13 protein-coding genes are annotated in these 16980 nt (G+C 63.6%); 6 read left to right on the top strand and 7 right to left on the bottom strand.

The window, feature by feature from the left end; translation table 11 throughout:
- The first annotated feature begins 166 nt into the window (after nt 1-166).
- From ACUXVA_RS14475 to ACUXVA_RS14465, 3 genes are read left to right on the top strand one after another with little or no spacing between them, the layout of a single operon-like run.
- Complete coding sequence (locus tag ACUXVA_RS14475) at nt 167-1024, top strand: ABC transporter permease (RefSeq protein ID WP_445492840.1); 858 nt, start codon at nt 167-169, stop codon at nt 1022-1024.
- Nucleotides 1025-1041: 17 nt separating this feature from the next.
- A complete protein-coding gene (locus tag ACUXVA_RS14470) occupies nt 1042-1815 on the top strand; it encodes an ABC transporter ATP-binding protein (protein WP_445492838.1) in 774 nt (257 codons plus the stop codon).
- 44 nt (nt 1816-1859) lie between these two features.
- Nucleotides 1860-2858 (top strand): rhamnan synthesis F family protein, encoded by a 999-nt coding sequence (locus ACUXVA_RS14465; RefSeq protein ID WP_445492836.1) that lies wholly within the window; start codon nt 1860-1862, stop codon nt 2856-2858.
- Nucleotides 2859-2903: 45 nt separating this feature from the next.
- Here ACUXVA_RS14465 and ACUXVA_RS14460 read toward each other — a convergent pair whose 3' ends face one another.
- Both ACUXVA_RS14460 and ACUXVA_RS14455 read right to left on the bottom strand, forming a co-directional pair.
- Nucleotides 2904-3833 carry a glycosyltransferase family 2 protein gene (locus tag ACUXVA_RS14460; RefSeq protein ID WP_445492834.1) on the bottom strand — a complete coding sequence of 310 codons (930 nt, stop codon included), beginning with the start codon at nt 3831-3833 and terminating at the stop codon, nt 2904-2906.
- Between the two features lie 124 nt (nt 3834-3957).
- Nucleotides 3958-4806: an NAD-dependent epimerase/dehydratase family protein gene (locus ACUXVA_RS14455; protein ID WP_445492832.1), complete on the bottom strand. Its 849-nt coding sequence runs from the start codon at nt 4804-4806 to the stop codon at nt 3958-3960.
- A gap of 447 nt (nt 4807-5253) precedes the next feature.
- On the opposite strand from ACUXVA_RS14455, the gene ACUXVA_RS14450 reads away from it, so the two are divergent.
- On the top strand, nt 5254-6177 hold the full coding sequence (locus tag ACUXVA_RS14450; protein WP_445492830.1) for a class I SAM-dependent methyltransferase: 924 nt from the start codon (nt 5254-5256) through the stop codon (nt 6175-6177).
- Nucleotides 6178-6401: 224 nt separating this feature from the next.
- Nucleotides 6402-7595, top strand: a complete 1194-nt coding sequence (locus ACUXVA_RS14445; RefSeq protein WP_445492828.1) for a CaiB/BaiF CoA transferase family protein — start codon at nt 6402-6404, stop codon at nt 7593-7595.
- 3 nt (nt 7596-7598) lie between these two features.
- Here the strand turns inward: ACUXVA_RS14445 and ACUXVA_RS14440 are convergent, their stop codons facing one another.
- The 5 genes from ACUXVA_RS14440 to ACUXVA_RS14420 form a co-directional block, all read right to left on the bottom strand.
- A complete protein-coding gene (locus tag ACUXVA_RS14440; RefSeq protein ID WP_445492826.1) occupies nt 7599-9116 on the bottom strand; it encodes a tripartite tricarboxylate transporter permease in 1518 nt (505 codons plus the stop codon).
- A gap of 10 nt (nt 9117-9126) precedes the next feature.
- Entirely contained in the window at nt 9127-9669 is a 543-nt protein-coding gene (locus ACUXVA_RS14435; RefSeq protein WP_445492824.1) for a tripartite tricarboxylate transporter TctB family protein, read from the bottom strand.
- Between the two features lie 164 nt (nt 9670-9833).
- Nucleotides 9834-10832: a tripartite tricarboxylate transporter substrate binding protein gene (locus ACUXVA_RS14430; protein WP_445492822.1), complete on the bottom strand. Its 999-nt coding sequence runs from the start codon at nt 10830-10832 to the stop codon at nt 9834-9836.
- 166 nt (nt 10833-10998) lie between these two features.
- Nucleotides 10999-11796, bottom strand: coding sequence for an enoyl-CoA hydratase/isomerase family protein (locus ACUXVA_RS14425; RefSeq protein ID WP_445492820.1), 798 nt, complete (start codon nt 11794-11796; stop codon nt 10999-11001).
- A 94-nt stretch (nt 11797-11890) separates the two neighbouring features.
- Nucleotides 11891-13087 (bottom strand): pyridoxal-phosphate-dependent aminotransferase family protein, encoded by a 1197-nt coding sequence (locus ACUXVA_RS14420; RefSeq protein WP_445492818.1) that lies wholly within the window; start codon nt 13085-13087, stop codon nt 11891-11893.
- Nucleotides 13088-14014: 927 nt separating this feature from the next.
- Here ACUXVA_RS14420 and ACUXVA_RS14415 point away from each other — a divergent pair.
- Nucleotides 14015-16966: an FAD-binding and (Fe-S)-binding domain-containing protein gene (locus ACUXVA_RS14415; protein ID WP_445492816.1), complete on the top strand. Its 2952-nt coding sequence runs from the start codon at nt 14015-14017 to the stop codon at nt 16964-16966.
- The last annotated feature ends 14 nt before the right edge of the window (nt 16967-16980 follow it).

Raw genomic sequence — 16980 nt, 5'->3', positions numbered from 1 at the left:
CGAGATCATTGCGACCCCGTTTCCGCAACCCGGCTCGGTTCAGTGGTCACGAACAATCGGCTGAGCGGCGATCTGCCGGGACGCCTTTAGAAAGCTTTCTTTCCGTGTGCGATAGCGCCTACTGAGAGCCATGCTCAACAGATGAATACCTCAAGGTCTTTTTGATATGGCAACAATACCGAACCGCCTGTCGGATGACGGCTCCGCTGAACTTCCGGTCGCGCGCAGCTATGCGCGCACGGCGGTCGCAGCCGCGCTCACCGATTTTCGCTCGGGGCTGCTTTTGTGGCGTCTCTGGGTCAGGCTCGGTTGGAACGATATCCTGCAGCGGTATCAACGCTCCGTTCTCGGACCGTTCTGGCTCACCATCAGCACCGCCATCATGGTCATCGCCCTCGGCATCCTCTATGCGGAGCTGTTCAAGGCGCCGATCCACGACTTTCTTCCGTATCTTTGCGTCGGCCTTCTTGTCTGGAACATGCTTGCGAGCTTCCTGACGGAAGGTGGCATGCTGTTCACCGGCTCGGAGTCATACATCAAGCAGATCAGGCTGCCCTACTCGGTCTATGTGTACAGATCGAGCTGGAGCAAGCTGGTTATCTTTGCGCATAACTTCGTTATTTACTTCGGCGTGCTGATCTATTTCCAGATCTGGCCGGGCGTGACCGCGTTGCTTGCCATTCCGGCCCTGATGATCGTCATCCTGAACGGCGCGCTCGCAAATCTGTGCATCGGGATCATCTCTGCGCGGTTCCGGGACGTGCCTCAGGTCATCAACTCGTTTGTTCAGATCGTGCTGTTCATCACGCCGATCTTCTGGAAGCCGGAGCTGCTCAAGAACCACCCCTACATAGCCGATTTCAATCCGTTCTATCATCTCGTCGAGATCGTTAGAGCTCCGCTACTTGGCAACTTGCCCTCATCGGGGACTTGTCTGGCTGTCGTGATCATCACGATTGTGAATCTCACGGTGACCGGCGCGTTCTTCACCCGCTTCCGTTCCCGCATCTCGTATTGGGTGTGAGTCTGATGAACGTGGCCATGAAAAAGAAAGCCGAAGAGAGCCAGCTCACGCTTCGGAATGTGAACGTCTCATTCCCGATCTATCAGGGCGGATCCCGCTCGCTGAAGAAGAGCATCCTGTTCCGCGGCTCCGGCGGGCAACTCGCCACCGACGCCAGCCACCGGATCGTCGTGGAAGCTCTGCGCGACGTCTCTCTTGACCTGCGCGCCGGCGACCGCGTCGCCCTGATCGGCTCGAACGGAGCCGGAAAGACCACGCTGCTTCGGGCGATGGCCGGAATCTACGAACCCGTCACGGGCACCGTGGTGAGCCGCGGCCGGATTTCCCCGATCTTCGACATCGCCCTCGGCATCGACAGCGAGATCAACGGCTACGATAACATTCGGCTGCGCGGGCTCATACTCGGCCTGTCATCGAGCGAGATCGAAGAGCGGATGGCCGAGATCGTCGAATTCACCGAACTCGGCGACTATCTCGACATCCCCGTGCGAACCTACTCCTCGGGCATGATGACACGACTGACATTCGCCGTTGCCACCTGCTTCTCGCCCGAGATACTGCTGATGGATGAGTGGATCGTCGCCGGCGACGCCGGCTTTCTGACCAAGGCCCAGCATCGCATCGCGTCGTTCGTGGAGCGCGCCAACATTCTCGTTCTGGCTTCGCACAGCCCCGAGATCTGCCGCACGTGGTGCAACAAGGCGATCTGGATGGAACGCGGGCAGATCAGGGCACAGGGCGAGATCAATAAGATCCTCGAGGAATATGCCATCGCGAGCAGCGCGGTCTGACCGGTCCCGGCCGGACCGCACCAAGAGGGGTTGGAAGCAACAGCATGGGACGCCTCGGCGAATTGGTTCGAACCGTCCTGAGCCTCTATTTCGTTGCTCATGACTTCGTTATCTGGCTGCTCTCGCATCTCGTTCGACATGGCCGCCTCGTTCGGGAGGACGTTGTCGGCAGCGATCCCCTGGCATCGTCCAAACGCGTCGCAATCTACGTCCATTTCGACGGGGATGGACTCGTCCACGACTACGTCGTGCATCAGCTTGGCGAGCTTCGGCAGTCAGGCTTCCGGATCGTCTTCGTGTCCAACTCGCCGATATTTCCGGAAGCCAGCCGGGCACGCATCCTGCCGCTTTGCGCCAGGCTGATGTGGCGCCACAACACCGGATACGATTTCGGCGCCTACAAGGACGGCATTGCATCGCTCGGCGATCTTGGCGATCTCGACAGCCTGTTGTTGATGAACGACAGCATTTACGGACCGTTCCGGAAGCTCGGCGAGACGCTCGCCGCAGCCGATCCGTTAAAGTACGATTTCTGGGGGATCGCAGACAGTTGGGAGCATCAGTATCATCTGCAGACGTTCTTCGTGCTGTTCCACCCCAGGGCATTGCATTCAGCCGCTTTCAAGCGGTTCTGGCACCGTCATCCCTATATCGGCAACAAGGGCTGGGTCATTCGCAACGGCGAGGTCATGCTGACCCAGCAACTGGCACGCCAGCGACTGCGAGGCGGCGCCCTCGTTCCTTATTGGCAAGCCGCCGAAAAAATGAAGGATCGCCTCGGCACTCTGGACACGAAAGCCTTCAGCGAATCCGAGCGAGTGGTCTTCGATCGTCTCCAGATGGCGTTGCTGCGCGGCCGCCCCATCAACTCGATGCACTATTTCTGGGATCTGGCGATCGAAGAGTTCGGCTGCCCCTTCATCAAGCGGGAGCTGCTCAAGGCGAATCCGGCCGGCATCTTCAAGACATCACAATGGCCCGACGTCATTTCATCACGCAGCGACTATGATGTGTCGCTGATCAAACGGCATCTTGGGCCTTGAACGCTGGCCGCGCGCTGCGCGCGTCAGATTGGCCCGCATTGACGGCTAGAGCCGACCGAACAGCGCTCCGACGAACAACCCGATGTTCTCGATAGCGCTCTGGCGGTAGACGCCGGATCTCCAGATCAAGTACAGCCGCACCGGCAAGGAGGCGTGCCGCGCGCGTGCGAAGCGTTCGAGCACTACAGCGTTCGTGGGCGTCAGCAAGCTGCCGATCCTAGCCAGAAATGCCAGATTGGTCGTATTCCAACTCACGACCCGGCCGTTGGCAAATGCGCGGAGCCGAACCAGGCGGGCGCGCAGGCCGATGTTGGAGCCGACGATATTCTGCCCGTGCTGCCGGTACTTCAGACTTGGCCGAGGATCATAGTGGGCCACTCCGCCGATGCCGGTGATCATCTGGTACGTCCACCAGTCGTGCGAAACCAGCTCGGCATCCACCGGGGTGGTTTGCAGCGCCAGCCGCGCAGCACGATTGAAAACCATGGTATTGCCACCGCCGATGTTCTGCACCATCGCATTCTCGAAGACAGGCGGCCGCGTGAACAGCGGTGAAAACCCCAGCGGCGCGCCATCCCTGTCGATCAGCTCGGTGCGCGTGAAATAGAGCAGCGGCCGGCCTTCGGACTGCGCGTCGAACCACGCAACCGCCATGTCCAGCTTTTCCGGCAGCCAGATATCGTCCTGGTCGCTGTAGGCAAACAGATCGCCGTCACTGTCACCGTCGCGGACCAGCGATACAAAATTCTGCCAGAATCCCTTTTGTGGGCCCGGCCGCAGGACGACTCGCTGGGTCACGCTCGCCGCGAAAGCACCGACAATCGTTGCGGTGGCGTCGGTCGAACCATCGTCAGAAACGATAAGTTCCCAGTTTGCATAGGTCTGGGCGCGAAAGGACTCGAGCTGCTCGCGAAGAAACTCCGCGCCATTTCTCGTCGCAAGCAGGATGACGACCTTGGGATGTCTTGAAGGCAATTTGGCTAATCCTGATTGAGTCGTCCACACCGTGTCATCACACCGGTTACCGGAAGGGCGCGACGGGCCTGCGGTCCCTGATTTGCGGGGCGGCGGGCAGAGCCCGCTCCGCCCGCCGGATTGCTCAGCCGGGAGGGCCGAACTGCGGATGAAACTTGCGCGGCTTCCAGCCGAAATCCTCCATGGCCGGCGCCGCATCGAACACCATGTCCTTCGACATGCGGCTTCCCATGGCCACGTTGGCTTGGGGAAACAGCGGCTTCGCCAGCGTGAAGGCGACGCGCCAGAAGATCGGCGGCACGGAAATCACACGCCGCGGCCGGTGCAGGCCATCGAAGATCCGGCCGACCATCTCGCGATAGCTGACCACTTCGCCGCCCGGCAGCGCGTATGTCTTGTTGGTCGCTTCGACGCTTTGGGCGGCGGCGATGGCTCCGATCGCAAGATCCTCAGCGTGGACGGGCTGACGCAAGCCGGCGCCGCGCCCCATCAAAGGCAGGAAGCCCAGTTTCTGAATCAGGCGAGCCAGGCGCGAAATATTACCGTCGCGCCCCTCGGCATAGATGATCGTTGGACGCAGGATGGTCCATCCGATGCCGCGCTGCTCGCAGACGGCCGCCAGGCGGCGCTCGCCATCGGCAAGACGACGCAGCAATTCGCGTTCGGAAGCCGTCCCGGACTCAAGCTTGGTCACGATGCTGGTCGACGTGAAGGCAACCACGCGCTTCAAAGATGGCGGGCACAGGTGGGGCAAGGCGTCCGCAAGCAGGCCGATCTCGGCGGTGCAAAACAGGGTCTCGAACGGCGGTACCGTCAACTGGTCAGGACGGACAAGGTCGCCCTGAATCCAGTCGATGTCGGGGCCGCTGTGCTGGGATCGCGACAGCACGATCGGCCGACGACCGGCCTTGAGCAGATGCGCGACGATGTAGCCGCCGACGATCCCTGTGCCGCCAACCACCAGATCCTGCATTTCGATTGGCTCGCTCAAACACTGTCCGCTCTGTTGATGCACATGAGGGTGCGGCCGGATGACCGGCCACGACGACCGCGGCCTGCCGCGCAGTCATGACTGCGTTGGAGACGCCGCCGATGGCCCCCAATTCCAAGTGTGTTTACCGAAACTTTTACTCAGAGGGAAATGCCGGCCTACGCCCCTCCTTTGGCCGTGATCGCGAATTTTCGGGCGATGCCGCGCCCCTGGACCAGCACATTCGCATCCCGAAAATATTCAATTTTTCAGATATTTGAACGATTTTGCGGCGCGGGCGGTGCGGCGAAGCCGCGGGACGCAACGAGAAACGCTTTATGGTTAACCGTCCGTTAACGGCTCGGTGCCATCCTGAACGCCGATTGAGCTGGGGAGCGTCAATAAAAATCTGCTGATCCGCGATGAACGATTGGCTGCAGGAGGCTCGCTATGAACATGAGGGTGTGTGAATACCCCGCCACCACGGTGCCGGACTTTCTTCTGGAGTCCTCATTCTGGCTTCCGCAGCACAATGTGCCGTCAGCCTGGATTGGACATGCTCCGTTTGCCTTCTGGCTTGTGAACGTCATGAAGCCCCGCAGCATCGTGGAACTCGGCGTGCATTGCGGCTTCTCGTACCTCGCCTTCTGCCAGGCCGTGAAGAAGACGGGCATCGACTGCGCATGCGGCGGAATCGATACCTGGCGCGGTGACGAGCACGCGGGTCTGTACGGCCAGGAAATCTACGACAATCTGCTCGATCTGCACCGCCCCTACGCCAGCACATCGCGACTGATCCGTTCGACCTTCGACGAGGCGCAGTGCCAGTTTGCCGATGGGTCCATCGACCTGTTGCACATCGACGGCCGGCATCACTACGAAGACGTGCGCCGCGACTTCGAATTCTGGAAGCCGAAGCTGTCGAACCGGGCCGTTGTGCTCTTCCACGATACCAACGAACCGGGCTTCGGGGTCGGCCGGTTCTGGTCCGAATTGACTGCGGTCTACCCCCACTTCGAATTCAAGCATGCGCACGGCCTGGGCGTGCTGGGAGTCGGCTCCGACATGCCCGTGCGGTTGAAGCAGCTGTTCGATCTTTCGGACATCAACGACATCGCCCAACCGATTCGCCAGGCCTATGAGCGCCTCGGTCAGTCGGTGATCGACAGGCAGGAAACGCTGCGACTCGCTGACGTCGTTCGCACCTATCAGAACAGCCTCTCATGGCGTCTGACAGCTCCGCTCAGAATGGCGAACCGCCTCGCGAAGTCGGTCGTCGCGCGGTTGAGCCATCGCGTGCCGGTGCCTCGCCAGCTCCAAGCAGGACGGCCTTCGATCTTTGCAAATCCTGCGGTCCGCCACGCACAATCCTGACCGGAACCTGCACCGCTGGTTCCGGACGCAAACAGCAGACGATGCGCGCCCGAACCTTCGCGCTGCAAAAACAGATAAATCAGCGGTGACGTTGCGTGCCGTCGGGCGATCCTGAATAACGACGCATGACAACGGACCGGGTTTGGGCGAAGAATTGCACGGCGACCGACCCGCCCCCTCTCTGTCCGTGCATCCTGATTCCTCTCCCAACCCGAGCTTTCCGCATGACATTCCCGCGCGCTTCTTCGGCCTTGTCCCGCTTCACTGTGCTTGACCTGACCCGCATTCGCTCGGGACCGACGGCCGTCCGTCAGTTGGCCGACTGGGGCGCCAATGTCATCAAGATCGACGCCCTGACCGACGACGCCGGCGGCGAGCAGCCGGGCGGACCGCGCCAGGGCTCCGATTTCCAGAACCTGCACCGCAACAAGCGGGCGATGACCCTGAACCTGAAGGACCCGCAGGGCTTGGCGGTGTTCAAGCGGCTTGCTGCCAAGGCCGACGTGGTGGTCGAGAATTTTCGTCCGGACGTCAAAGCCCGGCTCGGCATCGATTATGAGAGCCTGCGCGCCATCAATCCCGGCATCGTCTATGGCAGCATCTCCGGCTTCGGGCAGGATGGGCCCTACCACAAGCGGCCGGGTTTCGATCAGATCGCCCAGGGCATGGGCGGGCTGATGTCGATCACCGGCGCGCCGGGCGAAGGCCCGATGCGGGTCGGCATTCCCGTCGCCGACCTCACCGCCGGCCTGTTTTGTGCCATGGGCATCCTAACGGCGCTGCTGGAGCGCGACGTGTCCGGCCAGGGCCAGTGGGTACAGACATCGCTGCTGCAGGCGCAGATCTTCATGCTGGATTTCCAGGCCGCGCGCTGGCTGATGGAAAAGGACGTCCCCAAGCAGGCGGGCAACAACCATCCGACCAGCATCCCGACCGGCGTATTCAGGACCTCCGACGGCTACATCAACATCGCCACCACCGGCGGCAAGATCTGGGAACGCTGCGCCCAGGCGATCGGCGCGCCGGAACTTGTGACCAATCCGGATTACGCCACCGCCCCGGCCCGCTCCAAGAATCGCGATGCGCTCAGCGCCGAGATCAACGCCCGCACTGAAAAGAAGACCACCGACGAATGGGTCAACGAGTTGAACGCCGCCGGCGTGCCCTGCGGGCCGATCTATTCGGTCGACCAGATGTTCGCCGACGAACAGGTCAAACACCTCGGCATCGCCCAGGACGTGCCCAACGACCACGGCCGCGACATCCGGCTGGTCGGCCAACCCTTCACGCTGTCGCGTACGCCGAGCAAAATGGCGGCAAGACCGCCGGAAGTCGGCGAGCAGACCGACGAGGTGCTGACCGAATTTGGTTTCAGCACCGAGGAGATCGCGGCGCTGCGCGATGACAAGGTCGTGTGAGGTTCAGCCCGCCACCCGCGCGGGCCGCAACATGCGGCCGACACCAGCAAATAGCCTGTCGATCACCGGCCAGAACAGCAGCGCGATTGCCAGGGTGGTGATCGAGCCGACGAGGCCGTTGGACCAGAACACGCCGACGCTGCCGCCGGAGCCGATCATCGACAGCCGGAAGGCGTCCTCGGCGCGGCTGCCCAGCACCAGCGCCAGCGTGAACGGCGCGAGGGGAATGCCGATCTTCTTGAACACGTAGCCGACCACGCCGAACCCAAGCATCAGCCAGATGTCGAACATCGCATTCTGGATCGCATAGGCGCCGATGGCGCAGGACACCACGATCATCGGCGCCACCGCGGCGAACGGCACGCGCAGGATCGAGGCGAAGATCGGCACCGTGGTCAGCACGATGACGAGACCGACGACGTTGCCGAGATACATCGAGGCGATCAGGCCCCAGACGAAATCCTTGTGTTCGACGAACAGCAGCGGACCGGGATTGAGCCCCCATACCATCAGCCCGCCGAGCAGGATCGCCGCGGTGCCGGAGCCGGGAATGCCCAGCGCCAGCATCGGCAGCAGCGCCGCGGTGCCCGAGGCATGCGCCGCGGTTTCCGGCGCGAACACGCCTTCGATGCGGCCCTTGCCAAAACTGTCCGGGTCTTTCGAGAAACGTTTGGCCAGGTTGTAGCCCATGAAGGAGGCCGCGATGGCGCCGCCCGGCGTGATGCCGAGCCAACAGCCAATCACCGATGAACGCAACAGCGTCACCCAGTAGCGCGGCAGATCCTTCCAGACCTTGAGCACGGTGCGCAGGCTGATCTTGGCCGCATGGCCGCGCAGCGCCAGGCGCTCTTCCATGGTCAGCAGGATTTCGCTGATGCCGAACAGGCCGATCACCGCAACCAGGAAGTTGATGCCGCGCAACAACTCGTTGGAGCCGAAGGTCATGCGCAGCGTGCCAGACACCGTATCCATGCCGACCCCCGCAATCAGCAGACCGAGCGCCATGGAGATGATGGTCTTGTGCTTTTCTTCGCGGCCAAGGCCGACGAAGGAGCAGAACGTTAGCAGATACACCGCGAAGAATTCCGGCGGGCCGAATTTCAAAGCGAAGGACGAGATCATCGGCGCCAGGAAGGTGATCAGCAGCACCGCAACCAGCGAACCGATGAAGGACGAGGTGAAGGCCGCGGTCAGCGCCTCCGCGGCGCGTCCCTGCTGGGCCATCGGATAGCCGTCGAAGGTGGTGGCCACCGACCATGCCTCGCCGGGGATGTTGAATAGGATCGAGGTGATGGCGCCGCCGAACAGCGCGCCCCAATAGATGCAGGACAGCATCACAATGGCCGAGGTCGGGTCCATGGTGAAGGTCAGCGGCAGCAGGATGGCGACGCCGTTCGGGCCGCCGAGCCCCGGCAGCACGCCGACGAAGATGCCGAGCACCAGGCCCACCACCATCAGCGCCAGGATCTTCCAGGTCATCAGCACGGCGAAGCCGTGCAGCAACAGTCCGAAGGCTTCCATCAGATCAGTCCTAGCGGCCGAAGGCCGCTTCGAGCGGTCCCTTGGGCATGATGACGTCGAAGGCGATGTCGAAAGTGGCGAACATGATCGCGGTGAAGACGAAGGCGGTCAGCAGCGACTTCCACCACGCGATCTTGCCGACCAGGCGCATGAAGCCGGCGATCAGCAGGAAGCTCGCCACATAGAGACCGAGATATTGCATCGCCAGGCAAAAGGCGGCGGTCGGCAGGAACACCAGCATCACGCGGCGCAGCTGCGCGCGGGTGACGAAGGTGTCCGACGGCACAGCTCGGGCCAGCAACGTGGTCACGAGGCCATACAGGCTGGCGCCGCCCAGGATGACCGAGAGATAGAACGGGAAGTAACCGGGCTGCGGGCCGGTGTCGTCCCAGGAAATGCCGGTGGCGTAGTTGTCGATGCCCAGCGTGACCGCGAGGGCGAGCAGCAGCAGGCAGACCACGATCTCGACCGTGCGGGTGCTGCAGACCGCCGGCGAATCCGGCTCGGGCGCGGTGGGATCGTCGACGATGATTTCGAGGTCGGTGTTGGACATGGAATTATTTCTGAGGCGTGAGGTACGTTTCCCGGACGCGGTGCGGCATTCTTATGCCGCTCCGCAGATCCGGGATCCCGGTTGATTGAAGGAAGCTGGACCCCGGATCTGCGACGCACCACGCCGCTTCGCGGCGTATTGCGTCGCGTCCGGGGAACGTGCTCCTACTTCGCCACGAATCCCGCTTCGCTCATCAATGACTTGTTCAGCGCGTCGTCCTCTTCGAGGAATTTCAGCATCGCATCGCCCTTCAGGAAGATCGGCTTCAGCGCCTGCTTCTCCATGTAGTCCTTGTATTCTGCGGTCTTGGTCACCTTCTCGAACAGGTCGACATAGAACGCCTGCTGCTCCGGCGTCACCTTGCCGGGCAGGAACATGGCGCGCAGCATGAGGTACTGGACGTCAAGGCCTTCCTCCTTGCAGGTCGGGATGTCGTTCCACGACTGCGTCTCGGTGACCTTGGTGGTGTAGCCGATGCGCTCTTTGTCGAATACGCAGAGCGCGCGGACCTGGCCGGCGCGCCAAACTTCGAGATTTTCCGAGGGGTTGTTGACGTTGGCTTCGGTGTGGTTGCCGACCGGCTGCGTCGCCGCCTCGCCGCCGGACTTGTACGGCAGGTAGGAGAACTTGGCGCCGGTGCGCTTTTCCATGAACACCGTGAGCACGTGGTCCTCGCGCTTCGAACCGGTGCCGCCCATCTTGAATGGCGACGGGGCCGCTTTTGCTGCTGCGATAAAATCCTTCACGGTCTTAGGGCCGGCAGCATTGTCCCACAGCACGAACTGATCCATCGCCACCACCGACACGGGCGTCAGGTCTCGCCAGTTGAACGGGATTTTGGCGGACAGCGGCAGCATGTAGATCAGCGAATAGGCGATCAGCACCTTGTTGGCGTCGCCTTCGCTGGACTTCATGTAGATCAGCGCTTCGGCGCCGGACGCCCCGCCCTTCAGCGAGACGATCACCGGGGCCTTCATCAGATTGTTCTTCTGGATCGCGGCTTGCATCATGCGCGCCATCTGGTCGGAGGCGCCGCCGGCGCCGGCCGCGACCACGATCTCCACCGGCTTGGTCGGTTCCCACGCGGCAGCTGACGCCGACATCGCCGGCGCACCGGCCAGTACGGCCGCAAGCGCCGCTGTGGCCCTGATCAACTTGGACATGAAATCTTCCCTGGTTCGTTGAACGCGGGCTCGAAACGGCCCGTTTGATAGTCGGTAGTGTGCGGTTTATTCGACGTGACTTCAAGCGTGCGAGGGGCGTGCAGAGGACGACTTTGGTAGGTCGCGCTTCACCTCTCCCCGCTTGCGGGGAGAAGGAACAAGTCGCTTACTTGCCCTGCCAGTTCGGCTTGCGCTTGTTGAGGAAGGCATCCATGCCCTCGCGGAAATCCTCGCTCATATAGGCCTTGAGCACGAGGTCCTGGCCTTCCTCGCGGGTCAGCTTGGGGCGCAGCCGGCGCACGGCTTCCTTGGTCACTTCCAGGGTGATCGGCGCGTGGCTGGCGACCAGTTGGGCGATCTCCAGCGCGCGGCGCTGCAGCGTCTCGACGTCGGGCACGATCTCGTTGATCAGCCCGAGCGCCAGCGCCTCATCCGCCTCGATCAGGCGCGCGGTGAAGATCATGTCCTTGGTGCGCGCCGGCCCGACCAGCGCCATGACGCGGCTGATGTTGGACATCGACAGGCAGTTGCCGAGGGTGCGGGCGATGGGGAAGCCCATGCGGGTGGCTGATGTGCCGATGCGCAGGTCGCAGCAGGCGGCGATGCCGGCGCCGCCGCCGGTGCAGGCGCCGGCGATGGCGGCGATGGTTGGCACGCGGCAGGTTTCCAGCGCGGTCAGCACGCGATCGATGCGCGCTTCGTAGTCGAGAGCATCCTGCGCGGTCTTGAAGGCGCGGAACTGGGAGATGTCGGTCCCCGACGCAAACGCCTTGTCGCCGGCGCCGGTGAGGATCATCGCCTTGATGGAATGATCGGTGTTGGCGGCTTCGCAGATCTCCGCCATCCGCTCATACATCGAGAACAGCATGGCGTTGCGCGCCTGCGGGCGGTTGAAGGTGATGTGGGCGATGCCGTCGGTGACGGAATAGATCAGGTCTTCGGATGCGGGCGTCGGCGCGTTCATGATGTTCTTTCTCGTGATGCAGCTCCACGCCGCGAAACACCGTAACGGCCGGAGCGCAGGCGCTCCAGCCGCGTTTCGGGATAACAGAATTGCCTCAGGCGACCGCCGCCTTCAACTGCACCACGTCCCTGCCCTTCAGCACTTCCATCGCCGCCATCACGCCGCCGGCGCGGTGCGGAACCTTGGCGAGATCGAGACCCATCTCGACGCCGGACAGCGTGCCCATGAGCATCAGGTCGTTGAAGTGGCCGATATGACCGATGCGGAAGATCTTGCCCTTCCACTTGGCCAGACCCGTTCCCAGCGACATGTCGAAGTTGTCCAGTACGACTTTCCGGAACGCATCGGCGTCATGGCCTTCGGGCATCATCACCGCGGTCAGCGCCGGCGAGTGGTCATGGGCCTCGATGGACACCGTCTCGAGGCCCCAGGCCTTCACCGCGGCGCGGGCGGCGGCGCCATGGCGCTGGTGGCGGGCGAACACGTTCTGCAGCCCCTCCTCCTCGAGCATGGCAATGGCTTCCTTGAGCCCATAGAGCACGTTGGTGGCCGGCGTATAGGGCCAGGAGCCGAGCTTGTTGGCGTTGATGACCTCCTGCCAGTCCCAGTAGGCGCGGTACGAGCTGTTGGCCTTCGACGCCGCCAGCGCCTTGTCCGAGATCACGTTGAAGCCGAGGCCGGGCGGCAGCATCAGCCCCTTCTGCGAGCCGGCCACGGTGACGTCGATGCCCCAGGCGTCGTGCTCGTATTCCAGCGAGCCGATGCCGGAGACGGTATCGATCATCAGCAGCGCCGGGTGCTTGGCGCGGTCCATCGCCGCACGGACGTCCTGGGGATGGGTGACGCAGCCGGTCGAAGTCTCGTTGTGGACCACCATCACCGCCTTGATGGCGTGCGCCTTGTCGGCCTGCAGCCGGGCCTCGATCTGCGTGAGGTCGGCGCCATGGCGCCAGTCGCCGGGAACCAGCTCGACGTCGAGCTTGAACTTCTCCGCAATGTTGCGCCACAGCGCCGCGAACTGGCCGGTCTCGGCCATCAGCACCCGGTCGCCCGGCGACAGCGTGTTGACGATGGCGGCTTCCCAGGCGCCGGTCCCCGACGACGGATAGATGATCACCGGCTGCTTGGTCTTGAAAATGCGCTGCGATCCGGCCAGCACGTTGTGGCCGAGTTCGGCGAATTCCGGACCGCGGTGATCCAGCGTCGGCATGTCCATGGCCCGCAGCACCCGGTCGGGCACATTGGTCGGACCCGGAATCTGCAGAAAGTGTCTTCCAGTGTGTACGGTCATGGTCTGTCCTTCCCAGGGCGTATTTTTTGGTTCGGCGCCCGGATATCACTTTTCCCGACCCTTGTCCCGCATCTGGTATACCAGAGCGTCCAAGAAAAACGTGGAGCAGCCATGAGGTTTTGTTATCGCGTTTGGGTGCAGTGCAGCGTCGCGCGCAAACGCTGAATGTCCGATTTGAATGTCAAACAGCCAGCCGCTCTTGTTCTCGCGGCGCCGATGGCGTCCGAGGTGTGAGCAGATCTCCCCTCCAGACATGAGGGGAGCGGCGCGCCGGCAGGCGCGGGGATGGTGGTTGGGACGCGATCCGCCATGCCGTCGCAACGGCGAAGCGGGTCGCGGCGCCTGCCGGCGCGCCACCGCGGGGTTTATGGCAAGGGGACCGTACTTCCGGGCTGGCACGTGAACTCCCTTTGGGAGCCACTCCGGCGGGGTTTCGCCCGCCTTTCGCCATCCGCGTCCAGCCACTAAAGGCAGAGCCCCGTAGTAGGGCCCGGACGGTGACCCCAGCCTCCCGGGGCGTGCTTGCGAGGCACGCGCGCGGGACACCGAATCCTCCTCCACTCTCAAGACGCCTCATGACAGCGCCCCTCGTTGAGCAGGACGAGAAGACTACAAGTCTAGTATAGGACAATAGTCAATAGTGGCGATGAAGAAATTTGCATCGTGTTCATCCGCCGCCGCTGCCGTTTCCCGGGCGCGCCGCGGCATGGCGATGCGCAGCATCGCATGCTGCTGCGCAGACCCGGATCCCGGCACGCCCTTATTCAAGCGTGGGCCCCGGGTCTGCGACGCACCACGCGGACGACGATGCTGCGCATCGCCGGCCGCGCGCTGCATCGCGTCCGGGGAACGAGACTTGCCCGCTTGCCCGCCTTGCCAAGCCAAAACCCGGATGCAAGACAGGGCGCTGGCGCGGGAATGGAATCGATGGCGAAGACGGCGACAATCCGGAGTGCGGCGGCGGACAGCGCGCTGGCGGCAAGGCTCAGACGCGAGACCTCGGGCGACGTGTTGTTCGACGCCTTCAGCCGTGGCCGCTATGCCACCGACGCCTCGATCTACCAGATCGTGCCGTTCGGCGTGGTGGTGCCGCGCACCGTCGAGGAAGCGCTGCGGGCGCTGGCGATCTGCGCCGACGACGGCCGCGTTGTCACCCCGCGCGGCGGCGGCACCTCGCAATGCGGCCAGACCGTCAATGACGGCATGGTCATCGACCTCTCCAAGCATCTCAACAAGATCATCTCGCTGGATGTCGCGAACCGCACCTGCGTGGTCGAGCCCGGTATCGTGCTCGACGACCTCAACCGCCAGCTCAAGAAGCACGGGCTGTGGTTTCCAGTCGACGTCTCCACCGCGTCGCGCGCCACCATCGGCGGCATGGCCGGCAACAATTCCTGCGGCGGCCGCTCGCTGCGCTACGGCACCATGCGCGACAACACGCTGGCGATGGACGCCGCTTTGACCGATGGATCGCTGCTGCATTTCGGCGAGGTCAATGCCGACGGCGGCGATACCCCTCAATTGTTTCGCGACATGCTGGCGTTGGGCCAACGCGAGGCCGGCGAGATCGCCGAACGCTTTCCGCAAGTGCAGCGCCGGGTCGGCGGCTACAATCTCGACGCGCTGGTGCCGAAGAACAGCGCCAACAACATGGCGCATCTGCTGGTCGGCTCCGAGGGCACGCTGGCCTTCACCACCCAGGTCGAGCTGAAGCTGTGGCCGCTGATCACCAACAAGGTGCTCGGCGTCTGCCATTTCGGCAGTTTCTACCAGGCGATGGAATCGACCCAGCACCTGGTGAAGCTGAAGCCGATCGCCGTCGAACTGGTCGACCGCACCATGCTGGGGCTCGGCCGCGACATCGACATGTTCAAGTCGATCATATCAACCGCCGTGCGCGGCGACCCGGATGCCGTGCTGATCGTCGAATTTGCCGAGGAGAGCCAGGCCGACAATCTCGCCAAGCTGAAGCAGCTCGGCGAGCTGATGGGCGACCTCGGCTTTTCCTGGGAGAATGCCAAGCGCAAATGGGGCGGCGTGGTCGAGATCGTCGAGCCCGCGCTGCAGACCGGCATCGCCGAATTCCGCGCAGCCGGCCTCAACGTCATGATGTCGATGAAGCAGGAGGGCAAGCCGGTGTCCTTCGTCGAGGACTGCGCGGTGCCGCTGCCCAATCTGGCAGACTACACCGCGCGGCTCAACGGCATCTTCGTCAAGCACGGCACCACCGGCACCATGTATGCGCACGCCTCCGAAGGCTGCCTGCATGTGCGCCCGGTGCTCAATCTCAAGCTCGAGCAGGACGTCAAGGCAATGCGCGCCATCGCCGAGGAAACCTTCGAGATGGTGCGCGGCTACAAGGGCTCGCATTCCGGCGAGCATGGCGACGGCCTGGTGCGGTCGGAATTCCACGCCGCCATGTTCGGCCCGCGCATCGTGCACGATTTCGCCGCCGTGAAGCGGCGCTTCGATCCCGGCAACATTCTCAACCCCGGCAAGATCGTCAATCCGCCGAAAATGGACGATCGCTCGTTGTTCCGCTTTGCGCCGGATTACCGCGTCGATGAATTCGCGACCGCGCTGGACTGGTCAGCTTGGCCGGGCGCTGGCGGCGGCTTCCAGGGCGCGGTGGAGATGTGCAACAACAACGGCGCCTGCCGCAAGCTCGAGGGCGGCGTGATGTGCCCGAGCTACCGCGCCACCCGCGACGAGAAGGATGTGACGCGCGGGCGCGCCAACACGCTGCGGCTGGCGATCTCCGGCCAGCTCGGCCCGGATGCGCTGACCTCGGACGAAATAGCCGAGACCATGCAGCTGTGCGTGTCCTGCAAGGCCTGCCGTCACGAATGCCCGACCGGCGTCGACATGGCGAAGATGAAGATCGAGGTGCTGGCCGCGCGCGCGGCGAAATACGGTCTGTCGCTGCGCGACCGGCTGGTCGGCTATCTCCCGCATTACGCTGCCATCGCCGGAACGCTGGCGCCGCTGGCCAACCTGCGCAACAGAAGTCCGTTGTTGCGCAAGCTGCTGGAGCGCTACGCCGGCATCAGCGCCAGGCGCGACCTGCCGGCATGGCGCCGCGATGCGTTTCGCAGCGACGCCGAAGCCGTCGGCCCCGCCGATGGCCGCGAGGTGGTGCTGTTCGCCGACACCTTCAACCGCGCCTATGAGCGCGAGAATATCGATGCTGCAATCCAGGTGCTGGTGGCCGGCGGCTACCGCGTGCATCTGCCTGTTGCGGCAGACAAGGGCCGCGCCCTGTGTTGCGGCCGCACCTTCCTCTCCGCGGGGCTGGTGGACCAGGCGCGCGCCGAGCTGGACAGGCTGGTTGTCACCTATGCGCCCTTCGCGGCGCGCGGCGTGCCCATCGTTGGCCTCGAGCCGAGCTGCCTGTTGACCCTGCGCGACGAGCTGCTGTCGCTGCGCTCCGACGATGCCGCCAGAAGCGTCAGCGCCCAGGCGCTGCTGTTCGAGGAATTCCTGGTCCGCGAGGTCGAGGCCGGACGCCTGCGGCTGCCGCTCGGCCCTATCGCCGAGAAGGCGATGCTGCATGGCCATTGCCACCAGAAATCCTTCGGCGCGTTCAAGCCGGTCGCGCAGATCCTGCGGCTGATCCCGGACCTTGCGGTCGAGACCATCGAGTCGAGCTGCTGCGGCATGGCCGGGGCCTTCGGCTATGGCGCCGACACCTATGAAGTGTCGATGCAGATGGCCGAGGCGTCGCTGCTGCCCGCGGTGCGCAAGGCGGACGCCACCACCCTGATCGTCGCCGACGGCACGTCGTGCCGGCACCAGATCCACGACGGCAGCGCCCGCGACGCGCTGCATGTGGCCCGGCTGCTGGCCATGAGCCTCGACAGCGCCGCCACCCGCCACTAGTTTGCCGCCAGATC

The sequence above is a fragment of the Rhodopseudomonas sp. RCAM05734 genome (assembly GCF_052658035.1).
The sequence above is the reverse complement of the archived record's forward strand: the minus strand, read 5'-3'. Positions and strand labels throughout refer to the sequence as shown.

Coding starts and splice junctions, on each gene's coding strand:
- ACUXVA_RS14475 (WP_445492840.1), top strand. CDS start 167: ATGGCAACAATACCGAACCGCCTGTCGGATGACGGCTCCGCTGAACTT.
- ACUXVA_RS14470 (WP_445492838.1), top strand. CDS start 1,042: ATGAAAAAGAAAGCCGAAGAGAGCCAGCTCACGCTTCGGAATGTGAAC.
- ACUXVA_RS14465 (WP_445492836.1), top strand. CDS start 1,860: ATGGGACGCCTCGGCGAATTGGTTCGAACCGTCCTGAGCCTCTATTTC.
- ACUXVA_RS14455 (WP_445492832.1), bottom strand. CDS start 4,806: ATGCAGGATCTGGTGGTTGGCGGCACAGGGATCGTCGGCGGCTACATC.
- ACUXVA_RS14450 (WP_445492830.1), top strand. CDS start 5,254: ATGAACATGAGGGTGTGTGAATACCCCGCCACCACGGTGCCGGACTTT.
- ACUXVA_RS14445 (WP_445492828.1), top strand. CDS start 6,402: ATGACATTCCCGCGCGCTTCTTCGGCCTTGTCCCGCTTCACTGTGCTT.
- ACUXVA_RS14440 (WP_445492826.1), bottom strand. CDS start 9,116: ATGGAAGCCTTCGGACTGTTGCTGCACGGCTTCGCCGTGCTGATGACC.
- ACUXVA_RS14435 (WP_445492824.1), bottom strand. CDS start 9,669: ATGTCCAACACCGACCTCGAAATCATCGTCGACGATCCCACCGCGCCC.
- ACUXVA_RS14430 (WP_445492822.1), bottom strand. CDS start 10,832: ATGTCCAAGTTGATCAGGGCCACAGCGGCGCTTGCGGCCGTACTGGCC.
- ACUXVA_RS14425 (WP_445492820.1), bottom strand. CDS start 11,796: ATGAACGCGCCGACGCCCGCATCCGAAGACCTGATCTATTCCGTCACC.
- ACUXVA_RS14420 (WP_445492818.1), bottom strand. CDS start 13,087: ATGACCGTACACACTGGAAGACACTTTCTGCAGATTCCGGGTCCGACC.
- ACUXVA_RS14415 (WP_445492816.1), top strand. CDS start 14,015: ATGGCGAAGACGGCGACAATCCGGAGTGCGGCGGCGGACAGCGCGCTG.